Genomic DNA, 20423 nt, shown 5'->3' on the forward strand with positions numbered 1-20423 from the left:
ACCGAATCGGTCCGGAGAAGTCGACAAAGGGACAGAGTCGGGGGTGCTGGCGGTCTCCAGCCCCCGACCGTACGCCCGGCGCCGCCGTCAGGCGCCGCCGGTGCCCCCGGATTCCCCGGTGGCCTCGCCGATCTTGGAGACCCAGTCGGTGACCGTTCCGATCGCGTCGCCGATCGCTTCCCAGTAGCCCTTGCCCTGGGCCACCCAGTCCTGGAGCGGGGTCAGCTCCCAGATCAGCCAGCCGGCGATGACCAGCAGCACCACGGTGAACAGGCACCCCTTGAGGCAGCCGAGACCGGGGATGCGCATCGGGCTGGAGCTGCGCTGCCTCGGCGGACGCGGCTCACGCGGCGGGCGCGGGGCGGGCTGCTGCGGGGGCTGAGGCGCGTACTGCTGGCGCTGGGGCTGCTGCGGGGCCTGGTAGCGCTGAGGCTGGTGCTGCTGTTGCTGGGGGTACTGCTGCTGGAGCGGTTGCTGCCGGTGCTGCGGAGGTTGCTGCTGCCGCTGGGGAGGCTGCGGGGGCTGCTGGCGCTGGGGGCGGCGACGCAGGGGGTCCTGGCTCGGGTCCAGGTACTGCACCTGCGTCTGCTCGTTGCGGTCGCGGGCCGCCTGGAGCTGCGACTGCCAGGGGTGCGGGCCGTCCGGCTGCGGCGGCCCGCCGGGGTGCTGCGGTACGGGCGGCATGACGGCGGTCGGGTCGGCGTGGCCCTGGTTGCCGCCGGGGACTCCGGTCTGCGGGAGCACGCTGGTGGCGGCGCCGGGATCGTACGAGCCCGCGTTGCCCGGCAGCACCTGCGTGGGGTCGGCGGCACCGGGCGTCTCCGGGACGGCCGCGGGCGCCGGGTCGGGGGCGAGCAGGGCGCCCACCCCTTCGGCGGCGGCGATCTGGGCCGAGTTCGCGTGGACGCCGATGCCGGCGGCGACCGTACGCAGACCACGGGCCAGGTTCTCGGCGCTGGGCCGCTGGTCCGGGTCCTTGCGCAGGCACCGCTCCATGACCGTCCACAGCGGTTCGGGGACGGTGGAGGGGCGGCGGGGCTCCTCGCTGAGGTGCCGGTGCAGGACTTCGAGGGCGGTGCCCCCGGCGAACGGCGGGCGGCCGGTGACCAGCTCGTACAGCAGGATGCCCGCGCCGTAGATGTCCACGGCGGAGGTCTGCGGGCGGCCCTCGGCGGACTCCGGCGCCACATAGGCGGGGGTACCGACGAACTCGTGCGTCCGGGTCAGCCCCGGGGAGTCGGCGAGCCGCGCGATGCCGAAGTCGGTGAGCATCGGGGTCATGCCGCCGTCCCGCTCGTCGAGCAGCACGTTGGCCGGCTTGAGGTCGCGGTGGACGACGCCGTCGGCGTGGCTGGCGGCGAGCGCGTCGGCGATCTGCGCGGTGAGCAGGGAGGCGGCGACCGGGGTGAGCGGGCCGTTCGCCCGCAGGTAGCGGTGGAGGTCGGGACCGTCGATCAGGTCCATCACCAGGGCGAGGAGATCGCCCTCGACGACCAGGTCGCGGGTGCGCACGATGTTCGGGTGCGTGAGCCGCAACAGGACGGAGCGCTCCCGCAGGAACCGCATCACGACATCGGCGTCGTTGGCGAGCTCCTCCTTGAGGACCTTGATCGCCACGGTCTCGCCGGGCTGACCGGCGACGGCTGCCTCGGCGCCCGCGGTCTCCCGCTGGCGGGCTCGCCAGACGGTGCCCGTGGCGCCGCGTCCGAGCGGCTCCTCGAGCAGGTACTTGCTGCCTACCGGCCGCACGTCATGCGCTCCCTGCTGATCGTGGTGCTTGCGGTCCCCCCGCGGCCCGCCCGGGTGTTCCGGGCCTACGCTCCGGCCCATGTTCCGGCCCACTCTAATGCCGCTGGACAAGGGGCCGGGATGTCGTCGGACAAGGGGTCCGGGGGTCGCGTTTCGGGGGAAGACGCGCAGACCGGACAGATGGTTGCCGCGCGGGGTCGACGCCCGGAAATCCGGGACTCGCACAACAGTGCCGTATGTCCGTCCGGAATGCGCCGGACGGCGCTCGTCGCGCCCTCCTGCGCTGCGGGAACCGGACGCAAGCCGGCACTTTTGCGCCCACAGCCGACCATTCAAGATCATTTAAAGGTGACCGCCGGGCGTGTTGTCAGTGGCAGGTGCGAGGATGCCTCCAAGGACGGATCTGACGGGTCGGGAGCCCGGGGTCCGTGACGACCTGTACGGACGACCTGTCCGTGCCGGGTGGGGGGAATCACAGGGCGTTTCCCCTGCCGGGCACCCCGCGCAGAAGGGACCGCCGACGGCGATGCAGATCCGGCTGACCGTCCTCGCGCCGCGCAGCGGCCAGACCCCGGCGCGCGCCTGCGACGTGCTCGTCACCGCCCCCGCAGGGACGGCGCTGGCCGCCATCGCCTCCGGCCTGGCCCAGGCCGTTTCCGGGCCCGAGGGCTCCCAGGGCGGCGGGGCCGTGGTGCTCTTCGCCGGGCGGGAGCGGCTGGACTCCCAGCGCATCGCCCTCGGTGAGCCGCCGCTGGTGGACGGGGCGGTCCTCTCGCTCCAGGTCCCCGGCGAGGACGAGGCGACCGACGACAGCGTTCCGGCCCAGCTCCACGTGGTCGCCGGGCCGGACGCCGGCGGAGTCCACCTGCTGCACGGCGGGCAGATCCGGATCGGCCGCTCCGTCGAGGCCGATGTCCCGCTGGACGACCCGGACGTGTCCCGGCTGCACTGCGCGGTGACGGTCTCCGAGGACGGCCGGGTCTCGGTCGCCGACCTCGGCTCGACGAACGGCACCTCCCTGGACGGCGCGGAGGTCGGCGACCGGCCCGTCCGCTTCCCGTCCGGCGCCCTGCTGCGGCTCGGCGAATCGGCCCTCCGGCTCACGGCCGGCTCGCGTACGGTGACGCTCCCTACGGCCCCGGACGGCGAGGGCCACCTGCGGGTGAGCCGCGTGGAGACGGAGCCGCACGCGCCGGCCGCCGCGTACGGGGGGCCGGCGTCCTACGCCCCCCGCCCGGAGCCGACGAGGCACGAGGGGCCGGTGGGGTACGAGGGCCGGCGCCCCGGCCCCGGTCACGGCTTCTCCGGGGCTGCCGCACGGCAGCGCATGCATGGCGGCCGGGAGCAGTTCCCGGAAGGCGCCGCGGGTGGGGGGGAGCCGCTCGGTCCGGCGGGCGCGAGTGCGAGCAGCCGGGAGTCGTTCGGTGGCGGCGGCCAGGAGCCGTCCGGTGCCGGTGAGGCGCCCCGACGCGGGGGCATAGGCGCCTGGGCCCGGCGGCTCAAGGGCGGCGGCAGGGGCGAGCAGACGCAGGGCGCTGAGCAGCCGGGCCGGGGCACATGGCCGGAGGCGGGGGCCACTCCGTCCGGCCACGCTCGCTCCCCCTCCGCCCACGCCCCCGCCCCGTCCGGTCACGCTCACTTCCCGGAGACCCCGGGCCCCGACCCGTACGCCTCCGGCGGTTCCTTCGGTGACTCCGGGGGCCACCTCGCCTCCCCCGCCTCGCCCCAATCCCCCTTCTCCGCCGTGCCGTCCGCGCCCGAGGGCACCTGGCCGGACCCGGCGGCCGTGCTGCTGACGGCGCTGGGCCCCGGACCCCGGCTGTGGGAGCGCCACGACGGGCACCCGGAGGCGCTGGTGGTGCGGCTCGGGACGACCGACCGGGCCGATGTGCCGTCGGTGCCGGTGACGGTGGGGCTGCGGGAGGCCGGTTCGCTGGGACTGGCCGGGCCGCGCGCCCGGCTGGCGGGGCTCGCCCGCGCGACGGTGGCTCAGCTCGCCGCGCTGCACTCCCCCTTCGACCTGGAGATCGTGCTCATCGCCACGGACCGCGCCCGCTCCCTGGAGGAGCGCCGGCGCGAGTGGTCCTGGCTGGGGTGGCTGCCGCATCTGCGCCCGACGCACGGCCAGGACTGCCGGCTCCTCCTCGCCTACGACCGTGAGCAGGCGGCCGCCCGGACGGCCGAGCTGGTCCGCCGTCTGGACGAGGGCCCGCTCGGTCCCGGCTGGCCCAACCTGGACCGGACCGCGGTGGCCGACGCCGCCCGCGCGCACACGGGTCCGCACACGGTGGTCGTCCTGGACGGCGACCCGGGCACGGCGGCGCTGCGCGAGACGACGGCCCGGCTGGCCGGCGCGGGGGCGGCGGCGGGCATCCACCTGATCTGCCTGGCCGAGACCCCGGCCGCCTCGCCCACCTCCCCGGTGGCCGCGACGTACGACGCCGCCTGCCGGGCCTCCATCGCCTTCCGCGAGTGCGGGGCGGTCGCGATGCTCAGCGGCGATGTCGCCACCGCGCTGCGGCTGCTGCGTACGGCGGGCGGTCAGGCGGCGGGCCACGGCACGGTGGCCGCGGTGGACGCGGTGTCGGCGGCCTGGGCCGAGCGGCTCGGGCGGGCGCTGGCGCCCCTGCGCGACGAGGGCTCGGCCGCACTGGCGGGCCGCCCGACGACGGCGGCGCTGCCGCCCTCGGCCCGGCTGCTGGACGAGCTGGGCCTGGCCCGCGCTACCCCGGCGTCGCTGATGGCCCGCTGGGCCTCCACGGCGGAGGACCAGCCGGGCGCCTCGGTGCCCCGGGCCGCCGCCGTCCCCCCGTCCCGGGCGGACCGGGAGACCCCCGGCTCGGGCCGCACGCTGAGCACGGGCCCCCGCGTCGGCCCCCAGCGCTCGGCGGACGACGACCACCGCTCCCAGGACACTCCGGCCTCGGGGCGCACGCCGTACCCGTCGGCGGGCGACCGGGACTCGGGCCCTACGCGGTACCCGGGGGCCGGGGACGCTGCCCGTCCGCCGTCCGCGGGGACGGGCGACCGGGACTCCGGCCGTACGCCGTACCCAGGCGCCGAGGCCCGGAACTCCGGCCGTACGCCGTACCCCTCGGCCGAGAGCGGGGGCCCCGGCCGCGCTCCGTACGCGGCCACGGACAGCCGGGACTCCAGCCGCGCGCTGTACCCGGACACGGAGAACCGGGAGTACCGGCACACCCCGTACCCGCCCGCTGAAAGCCGGGGCTCAAGCCGCACTCCGTACCCCGGCTCGGACCGCCAGGACTCCGGCCGTACGCCCTGCCCCCCGGCCGGAGCACACGGCTCCGGCCGGTCGCCGTACCCGGGCGCGGACACCCGCGACTCCGGCCGCACGTCCTACCCGGGGGCGGACAGCAGGGCCTCCGGCCGCACTCCCCACCTCTCCCGTACCGCCCCCCGGGTCGGCCCGCAGGGCGGCGAGGCCGAGGCGGGCCGGACACCGCAGGCCGTGCACGCCGGGCGGCCCGTGCTGGTGCTCGGGGCCGGTCCCCGGGGCGCCCTCAGCGTCGATCTCGCCGACGAGGGCCCCCACCTCCTCATCGAGGGCCCCGCCGGCAGCGGGCGCACCGAGCTGCTGCGGGCCATCGCGGCCTCGCTCGCCGCCTCCGCCCGGCCCGACCGGCTCGGCATCCTGCTGGTCGACGGCGCCGGCGGGAAGCCCGAGGAGCGCGGAGAGGGGCTGCTCCCCTGTACGGAGCTGCCGCACGTCTTCACCCATCTCGTCGCCTCCGACCCGGTCCGGATGCGGGAGTTCGCGCAGGCCCTGGGCGGCGAGCTGAAGCGCCGCGCCGAGCTGCTCGGTCCGCTGGACTTCGCCGCCTGGCACGCCCGGCACGCGGAAGCGGCCCAGCAGGAGGAGTCCCGGCGCATCGTGGGCCAGCGTCCGCCGAGCAGCGCCGAGCGCCGGGGCGACCTGGACTCCCCGGCCAGCGGCACGCTGCGGCTGCGCCAGGTCACCGCACGGGCGTCGGACCCGGGCCCCTCGCCCCTGCCGCGCCTGGTCGTGCTCGCCGACGACTTCGACGCACTGGTCGCTCCGGGGCTCGGCAGCCCCGGCCGTCCCGCCGCCGGTTCCGTGGTGCGGGCGCTGGAGGCCGTGGCCCGGGACGGCGGCCGGCTCGGGGTGCACCTGGTCGCCACCTCGGCGCGCCCGGACCGCACGGAGGACACCGAGCTGGCCCGGGGGGCGAGGCTGCGCATCGTGCTGGACGCCCCGGTCCTGCCGCCCTCGCCGGACGAACCGGCCCCGGGCCGGGGCCGGCTGGGTCATCCGGACGGCCGGGTGACCCCGTTCCAGGGGGGCCGGGTCACGGGCCGCATCCCGCGCACGGCGACGCTGCGGCCCACCGTCGTCCCGCTGGAGTGGGAGCGGATGGGCGATCCGCCGACCCGTCGGCCGGTCCGCGAGCTGGGCAACGGGCCCACGGACCTGGCCCTGCTCGCCAGCGCCCTGGAACGCGCGGCCCGCTCGGTGAACGCCGAGCGCCTGCCCCCGCTGATCCCGTTCCCGACGTGACGGCTCAGGCCTGACGAGACCCCGAGGCCCGTTTCCCGCCGTGAGGCCGTGAACCTGACGTGCCGCTGGACCGCGCCGGCCCACCCCCGGTGGCACGCGCCCGACCTGACACTCCTGCCCCTGCCCGCCCGTCCCTCACCTCATTCCGCCGCATTCCCCGGCATCGCCTGATACGACGTCACGAGGCCATCACGATCAGCGCGTTGGGCCGGGCGGTGGTATTGCGGGGCCCGCGCACCGGGCGTAGGACTGTGCGCACGGACGACGCAGCCCGGGCGACGACGACGTGGTCGGGCGCGTACGGAAGAGACGGGGCAGGAATGCGTACAACCCTTTCCATACGCAGGGCCGCACTCGTCTTCACGGCGGTCGGCGCTCTGGCGCTGGCAGGCTGCGGGGACGGCGGCGAGTCGAAGAGGTCGGGCGACGGGACCGACAAGGGCACGGACGGCGCCCCCACCGTCACCCTGCCGAAGCTGGACGGGGAGAACATCTCCGTCGCCGCGGTCTGGACAGGACCCGAGCAGGCCAACTTCACCAAGGTGCTGGGCGAGTTCGAGAAGCGTACCGGCGCGAAGGTCACCTTCGTCCCGGCCCAGGACCCGATCGTCAACTTCCTCGGTACGAAGATCGCGGGCGGCCAGCCCCCGGACGTCGCGATGATCCCGCAGGTGGGCGCCATCCAGCAGGCGGTGGCCAAGAAGTGGGCCAAGCCGGCCGGCGACGAGGCGAAGGCCCAGCTGACGAAGAACTACGCCAAGGTCTGGCAGGACCTCGGCGCGGTGGACGGCACCCAGTACGGCGTGTACTTCAAGGCCGCCAACAAGTCCCTGATCTGGTACAACGCGGCGGCCTTCGACAACGCGGGCGCGGCCGAGCCGAAGACCTGGAAGGACTTCATCACCACCGCGGAGACCATCTCCGCCTCCGGCGTCACCCCGGTCTCCGTCGCGGGCGCCGACGGCTGGACGCTCACCGACTGGTTCGAGAACGTCTACCTCTCCCAGGCGGGCCCGGAGAAGTACGACCAGCTCGCGAAGCACGAGATCCCGTGGACCGACCCGTCCGTCAAGGACGCGCTGACCACGCTCGCCGAGCTGTTCGGCAAGCCGGATCTGATCGCGGGCGGCGCGGACGGGGCGCTCCAGACGGAGTTCCCGACCTCGGTGACCCAGACGTTCACCGGCGGCGACCAGCCCAAGGGCGCCATGGTCTTCGAGGGCGACTTCGTCTCCATCAACATCGCGCAGACCGAAGCGAAGATCGGTACGGACGCGAAGGTCTTCCCGTTCCCGGCGGTCGGCGCGGACTCCCCCGTGGTGACCGGTGGCGACGCGGCCGTGGCGCTGAAGGACAGCAAGGGAGCCCAGGCCCTGCTGACCTGGCTGGCCTCGGCGGACGCGGCGAAGATCTGGGCCGAGGCGGGCGGGTTCATCTCGCCGAACAAGAGCCTGGATGTGGCCGCGTACCCCAACGACGTGCAGCGCACGATGGCCGAGGCGCTCGTCGCGGCCGGTGACGACGTCCGCTTCGACATGTCCGACCAGGCCCCGCAGTCGTTCGGCGGGACGCCCGGGAAGGGCGAGTGGAAGATCCTCCAGGACTTCCTGAAGAACCCGAAGGATGTCGCGGGGGCCCAGCAGAAGCTGGAGTCCGAGGCGGCCAAGGCGTACAAGAGCTGACGCGGTGGCGACCACGAACGCGGAGGGCGCCGGTGCGGCGTCCTCCGCAGACACGGACCCGCGGCCGTCATCAAAGCCCGGAAGCAAGAGCGTGACCGGCACCCGCAAAGCCATCGCGGCGGCGTTCCTGCTGCCCGCGCTGGTGCTGCTCGGCGCCCTGGTGCTCTATCCGATCGGCTACTCGGTCTACCGGTCGTTCTTCGACCAGGCGGGCACGAGCTTCGCCGGGACCGACAACTACAAGGCGCTGTTCACCGACGACACGATCCTGACCGCGGTGAAGAACAACGCGATCTGGGTGGTGTTCGCCCCGACCGTCGCCACCGCGCTCGGTTTGATCTTCGCGGTGCTCACCGAGCGGATCCGCTGGGGCACGGCGTTCAAGCTGATCGTCTTCATGCCGATGGCGATCTCCATGCTGGCGGCGGGCATCATCTTCCGCCTCGTCTACGACCAGGCACCCGAGCGCGGGGTGGCCAACGCCGTCGCGGTGAGCGTGCACGACACGTTCAACGAGTCGGCCGGCTTCCCCAAGGCGCGCCCGCTGCCGGTGCACCCGCTGGAGAAGGGTGAGGGCGGGGCGTACGTCTCCAAGGATCCGGTTCGGGCCGGGGAGGCCGTCCAGGTGCCGCTGGTCGGCGTCGCCCCGGCCAGGATGCCCGGCGACGCCCGCCCGGCGAAGGCGGCTCCGGCGGCGGACGGGGACGAGATCACCGGCACGGCCTGGCTGGACTTCACCCGGGGAGGCGGCGGGAGACCCAATGTCGTCGACCCCGAGGAGCTCGGTCTCAAGGGCCTCAAGGTGGAGGCGGTCAAGGACGGCGAGGTCGTCGCCACCGCGACCGCCGGGGCCGACGGGGTGTTCACCCTGCCAGCGTCGGCGGACGGGGCCCAACTGCGGCTGCCCGCGGACAACTTCCGCGAGCCCTACAACGGCGTGGACTGGCTCGGCCCGTCCCTGGTGACCCCCGGGATCATCGGGAGTTACGTGTGGATGTGGGCCGGGTTCGCAATGGTGCTGATCGCGGCCGGACTGGCCGGTCTGCCGCGCGAGCTCCTGGAGGCGGCCCGGGTGGACGGCGCCAACGAGTGGCAGGTGTTCCGCCGGATCACCGTGCCGATGCTGGCCCCGGTCCTGGCGGTGGTGCTGGTGACGCTGATGATCAACGTGCTGAAGGTCTTCGACCTGGTCTTCATCATCGCGCCGGGCTCCAGCCAGGACGACGCGAACGTCCTGGCCCTCCAGCTGTACCGGTCCTCGTTCGGTACGGACGCCGACCTGGGCATCGGCAGCGCCATCGCGGTGCTTCTGCTGCTGCTGGTGCTGCCGGTGATGCTGTTCAACATCCGGCGGATGCGGAAGGAGGGGCGGCGATGACGGACCTGGCCCGCCCCGTGGCACCTTCCGGCCGGGGGTCCGGGGGTCGCCCCCCGGGAAAAAACAGCAACATCCGGCGGATGCGGAAGGAGGGACGACGATGAGTACGCCCACGAGACTCAAGGCCGAGCAGTCCCTCGGCGCCCGGATCGCGGCGCGCCTCGGCGGCGGGGTGATGCGGGTCTTCCTGATCCTGGTCGCCCTGTTCTGGATCATGCCGACGATCGGCCTGTTCCTCTCCTCGCTCCGCGGATCCGAGGACATCGCGGCGACCGGCTGGTGGAAGATCTTCACCGCCCCCTCCGAGCTGACCTTCGACAACTACCAGCGCCTGCTGGACAATTCGACCATCACCGGATCCCTTCTCAGCACCATCATGATCACCGTGCCGTCCACCGTCCTGGTGGTGGTGATCGGTTCACTCGCCGGGTACGCCTTCGCCTGGATGGACTTCCCCGGCCGTGACTGGTGGTTCCTGCTGGTCGTCGGGTTGCTGGTGGTCCCGGTCCAGGTCGCCCTGATCCCGGTCTCCGAACTCTTCGGCACCATCGGGATCTTCGAGACGACGCTCGGAGTGGTCCTCTTCCACACGGCCTTCGGGCTGCCGTTCGCGATCTTCCTGCTGCGGAACTTCTTCGCGGAGATCCCGCGCGAGCTGCTGGAGGCCGCACGGCTCGACGGGGCGGGCGAGATCCGTCTCTTCACCCGGGTCGTGATGCCGCTGGGCGGTCCGGCGATCGCCTCGCTCGGGATCTTCCAGTTCCTGTGGGTGTGGAACGACATGCTGGTGGCGCTGATCTTCGCGGGCTCCGACTCGCCGCCGATCACCGTGGCCCTCCAACAGCAGGTACGCCAGTTCGGCAACAACATCGACGTCCTGGCGCCCGGCGCCTTCGTGTCGATGGTGATCCCGCTGGCGGTGTTCTTCGCCTTCCAGCGGCAGTTCGTCTCGGGCGTCATGGCGGGGGCGGTCAAGTAGCCAGGCAACCCCGTCCGTCAGCCCGGTAGCTCGGTCCATGCGGCTCGTGCACCTACCCGTTCGTACGACGGCACGTACAGCCGTACGTCAACCGGAAGCGGCCCTGTTCCCCGGAACCGGGCCGCTTCGCCGCGTACTTCGCCCGAATGCCCCGTCCTGCGTAACCCTGTCATTCCATCCGACGTTTGCGGGCCACCTGGTTCCCGCGAACGACCCATGGATGTGTAGTGCCCCGGTTCACCGTCATCGTGCCCGCATTCCGGGTCCAGGCGTATCTGCACGCGTGTCTGGATTCCGTGCTGAGCCAGTCCTTCAAGGACTTCGAGATCGTCGTGGTCGACGACTGCTCCCCGGACGCCTGCGGCCCGATCGCCGACGAGTACGCCCGCCGCGACCCCCGCGTCACCGCGCTCCACCTCCCCCGCAACTCCGGCCTCGGACCGGCCCGCAACGCGGGTATGGAACGCGCGACCGGCGACTACCTGATCTTCCTGGACGGCGACGACACCCTCCTCCCGGAGTCCCTCCAGGCCATCGCCGACCGGATCGGGGCGACCGGCGACCCCGATGTCCTGATGTACGACTACGCGCGGACGTACTGGTCGGGCCGGAGCGTACGCAACGTCCTCGCGGACCGGCTCGACGAGCGCGGCCCCGCCTCCTTCCGGCTGGCCGACCGCCCCGAGCTGCTCCACCTCCTCATGGTGGTCTGGAACAAGGCGTACCGCCGTTCCTTCGTCGAGGCCGAGGGGTTCACCTTCCCGCCCGGCTACTACGAGGACACCCCCTGGACCTACCCGGTGCTGATGTCCGCCGGGTCGATCGCGGTCCTGGACGCGGTCTGCGTCTCCTACCGGCAGCGGCGGCGCGGCAACATCCTCTCCACCACCAGCGAGAAGCACTTCGACATCTTCGACCAGTACGACCGGGTCTTCGCGTTCCTCGACGCGCGCCCCGAACTCAGTGTGTGGCGGCCGGTGTTGTACCGCCGGATGCTCGACCACTTCTGCGCCGTACACGCCTCCCGCGACCGACTGCCCCACCTCAGCCGTGCCGCCTTCTTCCGCCGGGCCGCCGCCTCCTGCCGGCGCTACCGCACCACCGGCGCCCCGGCCCCCCGCCGCGCCCGGCTCCGCCACGGTCTGGTGCGACTGGGCGCGCGCCGCACCTACCGGGCCCTGGCAGCGGGCCGGCGGATCGGCGACGGGCTGCGGCGGGGCGCGGCCGCCCTGCGCCGGGCGGTGCGGGGCGCGGCGCTCCAAGCGCACTACCGCGTCCAGCTCCGGCTGCCGCTGCGCCCCCGGGACGCGGTGTTCGCCGCCTACGGGGGCGGGGGGTACGCGGGCAGCCCGGCCGCGATCGAGGCGAAGGCGCGCGACCTGGTCCCGGGGCTGCGGACCACGTGGATCTGCGACCCGCCCCACGCCCACACCGTGCCGCCCGCCACCCGCACCCTCACACCCGGCACCTTCGCCTACTGGCGCGCCCTCGCCCGTTCCACGTACCTCGTGAACAACGTCGCCTTCGACCGCCGACTGGTGAAGCGCCGCGGCCAGATCCTCCTCCAGACCCACCACGGCACCCCGCTCAAGACCGTCGGCACGGATCTCCTGGACCGGCCCGCCGCCGCCCGGGACACCGACTTCGAGCAGGTCCTGCGCGACGTCGACAAGTGGGACTTCGCCCTCTCCGCCAACCCGCACTCCACCCTCGTACGCGAGCGCGCCTACCCGTCCGCGTACACGACGCTGGAGTACGGCTCCCCGCGCAACGACGTCTACCACCGCGCCGGACCCGCCGACGTGGCCCGGCTGCGCAAGACGCTCGGCATCCCGGCGGGCGCCACGGCCCTCCTGCACGCCCCGACCCACCGCGACTACCGGCGCGTCCAGCGGCCCACCCTGGACCTGGAGCAGCTGATCCGGGTGCTGGGCCCGCAGTTCGTGATCCTGGAGCGCGCGCCCCGCACATCTCACGCCCGGAACGGCAGCGGCAGCGGTACGCGTACGGCGACGCATCCCCGGATCATCGACGTCACCGGCCACCCCTCCCTGGAGACGCTGGCGCTCGCCTCGGACGCGCTGATCACGGACTACTCGTCACTGATGTTCGACTACGTCAACCTGGACCGCCCGGTGGTCCTGCATCTGGACGACATCGAGGCGTACGAGGCGGCCCGGGGAACCTACTTCGACATCACCTCGTTCCCTCCCGGCGTCGTCGCACGCAGTCAGGACGAGCTGTTCGACATCTTCGCCACCGACCACTGGCGGGGCTCGCGCTCGGCCCAGCTGCGGGCGGCGTTCCGGGCCCGCTTCTGTCCGTACGACGACGGGAACGCGGCCGAGCGCGTGGTGCGGCGGGTCTTCCTCGGGGAGACGGACGGGCTGCCGCTGCCCCTCCCGCCGTCGGCCCGGCGGGCGGTGGTGCCGGCCCAGCAGCACCCGGCGGGGGCGCGGGTGGCGCGGGGCTGAGCCGGGAGACCCCGCTCACCGCTCCAGGAACGCGAACAGCTCCTCCCAGCGCCGCCCCACCTCCGGCTCCGAGAACCGCTGGGCGCCCGACCGTGCCCGGGTTCCCAGCGCGTCGCGCAGCCGGGGGTTGCCGGTCAGCCGGAGCAGCCGGTCGGCGAGGGCGGTGGTGTCCCCGGCCGGGGCGAGGAGCCCGTCCTCGCCGTCCCGGACGATCTCGCGCACGCCGGGCGCGCAGTCGAAGGCTGCGCACGGCACCCCGCTGGCCATCGCCTCCAGGAGCGCCAGCGGGAAGCCCTCGCCCCGGGAGGACTGGACGAAGACGGAGGCGCCCGCGAGGGCCGCCTCCACGTCGTCCGTACGGCCCATCCACTCCACGGACCCGTCGAGCCCGAGGTCCGAGCACTGAGCCTTCAGCGCGGCCTCGTCCTCGCCCGTCCCGTACACGCGCAGCCGCCAGTCGGGGCGCTGGGGGGCGACCAGGGCCCAGGTGTCGAGGAGGAGGTCGATGCCCTTCTGGTCGGTGAGGCGGCCGATGCTCGCCACGGTCCTCGCGGTGCGTGGGGAGGGGAGGTGGGGCAGGCGGGCGAGGGCGTTGGGGAGGAAACCGACGTTGTCGAAGCCGTCGCCCGCCCACCGGTCGGCGTCCTCCTCGGTGAGGACGAGCCAGTGGTCGATGTCCTTGTAGTGGTTCTTGATCCAGCGGTAGCGGTGGCTCGCGCGGGAGTAGTCGTAGGACTCGTGACTCATCCCGATGGTCCGCAGCCCGGTGGTGTCGGCCTCCCCGACCCACTCCATCGCCCAGACCTGGGTGACGACGACGACCGCGCCGGGCCGGGCGGCGGCGAAGAGAGCCGAGAGCCGCGCGACCGCCCGCCGCTTCTCCGCGACCCGGGCCGCCTCCCGGCGGCGGGCGGGGATACGGAAGCGGTCCCGGATGCCCTGGGGCGTCCAGGGAGTCGGCGGGTGGGCCGGGTAGAGGGCGGTGACGGGGTGGCCGGGCCGTGCGGGAAGGGCCATCTTCCGGTCGGAGGCGTGGATGCCGATGGTGTGGACGCGGTGGCCCTGCTCGGTGAAGAGGCGGGCGGTCTGGTGCATCCAGGCGGTGACTCCGCCGAGTTCGTCGGTGCTGTTGGAGACGATGAAGACGTCGCGGCTCATCGGCCGGCCCCCCGGTCGTGGTCGGTGGTGTGGCGGACTCCCTGACGGGCTTCCTGGTGGGCGGCTTGGTGGCCGCCTTGGTCGGCGCCTTGGCGGGAGAACACCGCGGCGACGACCCGTCGGGCGGCGTCGCCCCGGTCGTAGGGGCCGAACTCCCGCGCGAAAGAGGCCCGTTGCGGGGCCCACCGGATGTCTGACTTCTTCACCTCGGCCAGTTCGGCGAAGAGTTCCTCCTGGGTCGCGGTGACCGGGCCCGGCGCCTTGCCCCGCAGGTCGAAGTAGCTGCCGCGCTCGGCGGCGTATACGTCCAGGTCGGGGGCGTACAGCACGACCGGCCGGTCCAGCAGCGCGAAGTCGAACATGATCGAGGAGTAGTCGGTGACCAGGACGTCGGCCAGGGCGAGGATCTCGCTGACGTCGTGGTGGCGCGAGACGTCGATCACCGTGCCGGGCGGGCAGACGGGAAGCCGGGCAGTCTCCAGGTAGTGCGCCCGGACGAGGAGGGTGTACGTGTCCCCGAAGCGCATCGCGAACTCCCTGACGTCCAGGAGCGGTCGGCGCCTGGCCTGCTTCCCTCCCGCCGCCGGCCCGCCCCGGAACGTCGGCGCGTAGAGGACCACCTTCTTGTGGTCGGCGATCCCCAGCGCCCCGGCCAGCGGCGGGCGCGGCAGCCGGCCCTCGGTCTCGGTGCGGGTGCGCTCCGCGACCAGGGCGTCGTTGCGCGGGTAGCCGGTGCGCAGCAGCCGGTCATCGGGGAGGCGGTAGGCGCGGGCGAGGGTGGCCACGTCGTGCTCGGAGCGGACGAGGAAGTGGTCGAAGCGGTGGACGGCCTGCTGGAGCCGTTCGCGCTGGGGCTCGGCCAGGAGCCGTACGCGGGTCTCGTCGAAGCCCATGCGCTTGTACGCGGAGCCGTGCCAGGTCTGGAGGTAGGTGGTGCGGGCGGGCTTGCGCAGGTGTTGGGGGAAGCCCTGGTTGTCGACCCAGAACTCGGCGCGGGCCAGCGCCCACAGGTACCGCCAGGACCAGCGGCGTACGAGGCGGGCGTCGTCCGGGAAGCCGGCCGGGGAGGTGTCGTAGGACCAGGTGGAGCGGAGCTTCAGCCCCTGGCGGCGGATCTCCTCGTGGAGGGCGCGCGGACTGTCGCCGTAGCAGCGGCCCATGTGGCTCTCGAAGACAACGGAGCCCCGGCGCACGGGGAGGCGGAGGAGCCAGGTGTTGTAGGCGGTCGCCTTGAAGCTCCGGGAGCGGTAGCGGTCCAGCCGCTTGCGCAGGGCGCGGACGAGGGACTTCGCCTTCCGGGCGGGGCGGAAGTGGGTGGCGTACCGCACCAGGCGGCGGGTGGTCCGGGCCGGGCGGCGGCAGGCGGTGAGGCGGAGGGCGAGGTGGTCCTTGAGGGTGATGTAGGGCTCCCAGGTGTCCCCGGCGAACTGCCCGAGCCGGGGCCGGGCTGTGAACCGAACCGCGCCGTCCACCAGGTCCTGCGGGCCGAAGAGGTCACTGACGGACCGGGCGCGGCCGTGCTCCCCGTCCGCCTCCACGATCAGCCGCGCGTCCCAGGCGGTGTCGCGGACGCCGAGGGGGCGCAGGAGGCGGGTGACGTCGGCGCGCGCCCCCCAAGTGATCCCGTTCCCGTCGTGGCGTACGTCCGCCACCGGGAACGCTACGGCGCGCGCCCCGCCCCGGGCCCGGAACTCCAGGGTGGCGGTGAGGTCGGCATCGGGAGCCATGTGCCGGGGCACCACGAGGCGGCCCTCCAGCAGCAGCCGGCCCTCCTCGGCGGTGCAGCGGGTGAGCCGGTTCATCAGCCGGGCCTCGCCGAACTCCCGGTACTGGTGGCCGAGTTCCGTGACGTCGACGGGACAGCGGTCGTCCCACTCCGCCCGCCCGCCCTTGCCCGTGACGACCGGGGCGCAGACGGTGGCGGGCCGGCTCAGCGCGTACGCCGCCGTCAGGACGCCCTCCGCGTCGCCCCGGGCCAGCAGGGTGGCCGCGACCCGCTCCAGCGGTGGCAGCGCCCCCGGTACCGGGGCGGTCAGGACCCGGGCCGCCGTGGCGGCGGCCCGGGCGCGGCGGGCGGCGGGGAGCCGGGGGAAGGAGCGGGCCAGCGGCACCAGATGGTCCCGTACGAAGGCGCGCTCCCGCTCCTCGCACAGCGCGGGCAACCCGAGGGCGTCCAGGGCGCCCACGACCCGGCGGTGGGCCTCCACCAGGGCGCTGAGGTCGCGGGCCCGGTCGGGTACGGCCCGGCCGGTCACGATCAGCCGCCGCACCAGGGCGATCCGGCCGACGGCCGCGGCGGCGAGGGGGCCGAAGAGGATCTCGCCGTGCGCCAGGTCCTCCTCGTACCGCAGCCCGTGGCGCGAGGCCGCTTCCCGGCGCAGGCAGAAGCCGGTCACCAGGGTGTCCCGGACGACGAGCCCGGGCGCGTCGGCGAACCGGGCGACGGTGCGGGAGCGGGCGTACAGCTCGTCCTGCCCCGGCGGCTCCTCCTCCTTGCCGCCCTCCCCCACGGTCCGGCTCCACCGCCCGGCCACCAGGTCGGCGCGGCTGCGCTCGCCCGCCTGCCAGAGGTTGCGGCAGGCATGGCGGTGGAGGCGCTCGCCGGGGGCGAGCACCAGGACGTACCGACCGGTCGCCGCGTCCAGGCCCGTGTTGCGCAGGGCGCCGGTGGTGCGGGCGGCCGGGTCGGCGCGGATCAGGCGGACCCGGTCGGGGGAGCCGTCGGCCAGGGCGCGGGCGGCGGTACGGGTGGGCGCGTCGGCGCCGGCGGCGAGGACGACGACGGCCTCGGCCGCACGCAGCGACTGGCCGAGGACGGACCCGACGGAAGCGCGCAGGGCGTCGGCTCCGCCGGCCCCTTCGGTGTCCCCGCCGCTGGTGATCACACAGCTGAAGTCGGTCATGCCCGCGCCTCCTGCCGCCCCGAGTCGTTCCGCTCGGGCCCGGAGCCGTCCTGGAGCATCCGGTCGGCGACCTGCGCGGACGCGGTCCCGTCGTCGAGATCGCAGAACGCCTCCCGGAACCGCTCGTACGCCTCCCGGTGCCCCGCGACGGCGGCCTCCGGGTCGCGCAGGGCGGCCACGATGCCCGCGGAGTCGGAGATCAGGGGCCCGGGGGCCCGGTGCTCGAAGTCGAAGCAGAAGCCGCGCAGGGTGTCCCGGTAGTGGGCCAGATCGTAGGTGTGGAAGAGCATCGGGCGGCCGGTCTGCGCGAAGTCGAACATGATCGAGGAGTAGTCGGTGACCAGGACATCGCTGATGAGCAGGAGTTCGGCGGCATCCGGGTGGCGCGAGACGTCCCGCACGAAGTCGGTGTCGGGGACGCTGCCGCCGACGAGGTAGTGGCGGCGCACCAGGAGTACGTGGTCGTCGTCGAGGGCCTCGCGGGCCTGGTCCAGGCCCAGCCGCAGGTCCGGGTCGTACCGCCCGCCCTGCCGGGGCCGGTCCTCGCGCCAGGTGGGGGCGTACAGGACGACCCGCCGCCCCTCGGGGATCGCGAGCCGCTCCCGTACGGCGGTGGCGACCTTCGCCCGGTCGGGCGCGAACAGCAGATCGTTGCGCGGGTAGCCGCACTCCAGCACCTCGCCCGGGTAGCCGAAGGCGCGGCGCAGGACGGGGGTGGAGAAGCTGTTCGGGGAGACGAGCACGCTCCACTGGGCGGACCGGCGCTCCATGGAGGCCATGTAGGCGGCATCCGCGTGCGGGGTGCCCGCGAGGTCGCGGCCGATGCGCTTGAGCGGGGTGCCGTGCCAGGTCTGGACGACGCACTGCCCCTCGGCCCGCTCGAACCACCCGGGCAGGTGGGTGTTGGTGACGACCCAGCGGCTCCGGGCGAGCGCCTCGTACCACTCGGCGCTGTGCAGGGCGATGGCGCGGACCCCCTCGGGCACGGCCGCCTGCTGGTCACGGACGACCCAGAGGTGCTGGATGTCCGTTCCCCGGCGGGCCAGTTCGCGGTGGATCGCGCGGGGGGAGTCGGAGAACTGGCGGCCGTCGAAGCTGGAGTAGAGGACAGCCCGGCGCAACTGGTCCCGGCCGACGGCGCGGAGTGCGGCGTACCGCTCGCGCTGGATGCGCTGCCCGTACGGCCCCTGCTCGGCGACCGGCAGGGCGCTGCCCGACTCCAGGACGAGCCGGTCGTGGTAGCGCCGTTGGAGGGTGAGGGACCTTCCGTCCGCCTCCCGTCGGAGGGGGAGCGTGGCGTGGAGCGGCGTGGCCAGGCGCAGCGGCCGGTACGCGTCGGGGTCGCGCTCGCCCGGCTCGCGGAGGAAGAGGTACCAGCGCCCCTCGGCGAGCGGCAGCGGCCCGCCCGGCCCGTCGACGGCGGCGGGGCGGACCACGGCCCGGAAGTGGCCGCTCTCCGCCACCTCCACTTCTGCCGACGCCTCTTCGTGGTGCCCGCTGTGCCGCAGCACCAGCTCGCCGATGGTGCGGGACGGCTCCGGGAAGGCGCCTTCGAGGACCAGCTGCCCGTCCTCGGCCCACTGCACGGAGGTGACGACGGGCTGCACGGTCCGGTCGGTGAGGACGAGGTCGCCGGACGGGTTGGGTGCCGCGTACAGCTCACGTCCGCCGGGGAGCGGGTAGCGGCCGTCCTCGGCGTCGGTCCGGGCGGCCACGTTCAACCGGCTTCTCCCGCCGATCAGTTGCACGCCCCAGATCTCGTCCCTGCCCCGGAAAGCGCTCAGCGGGATATCCGCGGCCCGGGAGCCCAGCGAACCGCGCAGGGCGAACTCCTGGGTCTCCTTGGTACGCCACTCGGTCAGCCGCAGCGCGACGGGCCCGTCGTCGTCGAGGACCCTGACTTCGAGGCGCACGGAGTCGTCGTCGACGGCCGACTGTCCGGAGAGGACGGCGGCGACGCGTTCGGTGCGCAGCTCCAGTTTGTTGCCGGAGAGGACGGGGACGACCCGGGTCCGCTCATCGGTGTACAGGGCGGCGGGCGGGGCGGGGGTGCCGGTGAGCCGCATCGGGCCCCGGCGGACGCGGCCCGCGCCGAACAGGGCTACCTCCAGCTTCCAGGACGTACGCCCGGCTTCGGCGGTGGTCTTGACCTTGGCTTTGGGTTTGGGTTTGGCTTTGGCGGCGATCGTGCGCGGGTCGACGAAGGCCTCGAATCCGGCGCGCTCGTACCGGTGCAGGGAGCGCCCGGACCGGGCGGTGGCCTCGTCGCCGCCGGTGGGCCGCAGGCGCAGCGGGATCAGCCGCTTCCCGGACCGCAGCCAGCCGAGCCGCGGAGGCCCGCCCGGCGCGTTGCGCACGTAGGCGTACCCGGTCAGCCGCAGCAGCCCGTCCCGCCACACGGCCTCGGTGAGGTGGGCGTGGACGGGGAGGTCGGCGGGAGCGAGCGCGGTGGTGGCGGGCGGCAGCGGCTCGCGGACGGCGGGGTGGTGGGCGCGGGGGCGGAGGAGTCCGCGTACGTGGAAGGCGTCCCGGTCCGTCCTCTCCTCCGCCAGCAGAGCGAGGAGTTCGGCGATCCGGCGCTCCCGGACGAGCTGCCACTTGACGCGCAGGTCCAGGGGCAGACCGGCCAGGACGGCGGGCTCGACGGTGGCGGCGAAGGCTCCGGCGTGGTCGAGGAAGGCCGTGTGGAACTCCTCGTCCCCGTCCGGCAGGGCCTCGATGAACAGCCACAGGTCGCCGGAGAGCGCGTGTGCGGCGTAGCGGCGCCTGGCCTCGGCCAGGTCGGGGCGGCCGGCGAGGAAGCTGCTGACGGCGGTGACGGCGGTGACCCGGTCGCGGATGCCCTGGGGGACGGCCCGCCGGGTGGTGATCGAGCCGTCGCGGTCGCGCCAGTGGTAGACGGGCTCCTCGACGACGTCGACCGAGCGGGCCAGGAAGTGGGCGGGCAGGACGACGGCGATGTCCTCGTACAGCACGCCCGTCGGGAAGGTGAAGGCGTGCTCGTCCCAGAAGGTGCGGCGGAACACCTTGTTGCAGGCGATGCGGTCGCCCAACAGGATCCAGTCCCGGGTGACGTGGGTGGCGGGGCGGGCCTTCTCCATCGGTTTGCGGAACATCGGGGACTGTTCGAGCACCCCGTTCGCCCGCAGCCGCAGCACGTTGCCGGTCGCGAAGTCGGAGCCGGAGCGGTCGAGTTCGGCGAGCATCCGTTCGTACGCGCCGGGGGGTACGACGTCGTCACTGTCGACGAAGGTGAGGAACTCGCCCTTCGGGGCGGCCTCACGGACCCCGGCGTTACGGGCCGCGCCGAGCCCGGCGTTCTCCTGCCGGATCAGCCGGAAGCGGGGATCGCGGTCGGCGAACTCCTGTGCCAGCGCCGGACCGTTGTCCGTGGAGCCGTCGTCGACGAGGACCACCTCCAGGTCCGCCATGGTCTGTTCGGCGAGCGAGGTCAAGCAGGCACCGAGGTACTCCTCGACGTTGTAGAGGGGTACGACGACGGTGAGACGGGGTGCCATCGCAGCGCACGATCCTTCCGGGCGGACGACATCGGGGGGACG

9 protein-coding genes are annotated in these 20423 nt (G+C 74.0%); 5 read left to right on the forward strand and 4 right to left on the reverse strand.

Features of this window, described 5'->3' with window-relative positions:
- Positions 1-87: 87 nt before the first annotated feature.
- Complete coding sequence (locus ABZ154_RS04785; protein ID WP_356829019.1) at positions 88-1749, reverse strand: serine/threonine-protein kinase; 1662 nt, start codon at positions 1747-1749, stop codon at positions 88-90.
- 526 nt (positions 1750-2275) lie between these two features.
- On the opposite strand from ABZ154_RS04785, the gene ABZ154_RS04790 reads away from it, so the two are divergent.
- The 5 genes from ABZ154_RS04790 (at position 2276) to ABZ154_RS04810 (ending at position 12802) form a co-directional block, all read left to right on the forward strand.
- Positions 2276-6289 (forward strand): FHA domain-containing protein, encoded by a 4014-nt coding sequence (locus tag ABZ154_RS04790; protein ID WP_356829021.1) that lies wholly within the window; start codon positions 2276-2278, stop codon positions 6287-6289.
- A 320-nt stretch (positions 6290-6609) separates the two neighbouring features.
- Positions 6610-7971: an ABC transporter substrate-binding protein gene (locus ABZ154_RS04795; protein ID WP_356829023.1), complete on the forward strand. Its 1362-nt coding sequence runs from the start codon at positions 6610-6612 to the stop codon at positions 7969-7971.
- 91 nt (positions 7972-8062) lie between these two features.
- Positions 8063-9349: a sugar ABC transporter permease gene (locus ABZ154_RS04800; protein WP_356829025.1), complete on the forward strand. Its 1287-nt coding sequence runs from the start codon at positions 8063-8065 to the stop codon at positions 9347-9349.
- Positions 9350-9449: 100 nt separating this feature from the next.
- Positions 9450-10328, forward strand: coding sequence for a carbohydrate ABC transporter permease (locus ABZ154_RS04805; protein WP_356829027.1), 879 nt, complete (start codon positions 9450-9452; stop codon positions 10326-10328).
- A gap of 227 nt (positions 10329-10555) precedes the next feature.
- Complete coding sequence (locus ABZ154_RS04810; protein ID WP_356829029.1) at positions 10556-12802, forward strand: bifunctional glycosyltransferase family 2 protein/CDP-glycerol:glycerophosphate glycerophosphotransferase; 2247 nt, start codon at positions 10556-10558, stop codon at positions 12800-12802.
- 15 nt (positions 12803-12817) lie between these two features.
- Here the strand turns inward: ABZ154_RS04810 and ABZ154_RS04815 are convergent, their stop codons facing one another.
- The 3 genes from ABZ154_RS04815 to ABZ154_RS04825 are packed head-to-tail and all read right to left on the reverse strand — an operon-like array spanning position 12818 to position 20381.
- Positions 12818-13960 carry a glycosyltransferase gene (locus tag ABZ154_RS04815; RefSeq protein ID WP_356829031.1) on the reverse strand — a complete coding sequence of 381 codons (1143 nt, stop codon included), beginning with the start codon at positions 13958-13960 and terminating at the stop codon, positions 12818-12820.
- Entirely contained in the window at positions 13957-16863 is a 2907-nt protein-coding gene (locus tag ABZ154_RS04820; protein WP_356829033.1) for a CDP-glycerol glycerophosphotransferase family protein, read from the reverse strand. The genes ABZ154_RS04815 and ABZ154_RS04820 overlap by 4 nt, the downstream gene beginning before the upstream one ends.
- A complete protein-coding gene (locus ABZ154_RS04825; RefSeq protein ID WP_356829035.1) occupies positions 16860-20381 on the reverse strand; it encodes a CDP-glycerol glycerophosphotransferase family protein in 3522 nt (1173 codons plus the stop codon). The genes ABZ154_RS04820 and ABZ154_RS04825 overlap by 4 nt, the downstream gene beginning before the upstream one ends.
- Positions 20382-20423: the final 42 nt, after the last annotated feature.

This window comes from Streptomyces sp. NPDC006261 (assembly GCF_040613515.1).
Lineage (GTDB): Bacteria > Actinomycetota > Actinomycetes > Streptomycetales > Streptomycetaceae > Streptomyces.

What these genes read in the sequence shown, in the direction of transcription:
- ABZ154_RS04790 (WP_356829021.1), top strand. Translation starts at nt 2,276, where the DNA reads ATGCAGATCCGGCTGACCGTCCTCGCGCCGCGCAGCGGCCAGACCCCG.
- ABZ154_RS04795 (WP_356829023.1), top strand. Translation starts at nt 6,610, where the DNA reads ATGCGTACAACCCTTTCCATACGCAGGGCCGCACTCGTCTTCACGGCG.
- ABZ154_RS04805 (WP_356829027.1), top strand. Translation starts at nt 9,450, where the DNA reads ATGAGTACGCCCACGAGACTCAAGGCCGAGCAGTCCCTCGGCGCCCGG.
- ABZ154_RS04815 (WP_356829031.1), bottom strand. Translation starts at nt 13,960, where the DNA reads ATGAGCCGCGACGTCTTCATCGTCTCCAACAGCACCGACGAACTCGGC.
- ABZ154_RS04820 (WP_356829033.1), bottom strand. Translation starts at nt 16,863, where the DNA reads ATGACCGACTTCAGCTGTGTGATCACCAGCGGCGGGGACACCGAAGGG.
- ABZ154_RS04825 (WP_356829035.1), bottom strand. Translation starts at nt 20,381, where the DNA reads ATGGCACCCCGTCTCACCGTCGTCGTACCCCTCTACAACGTCGAGGAG.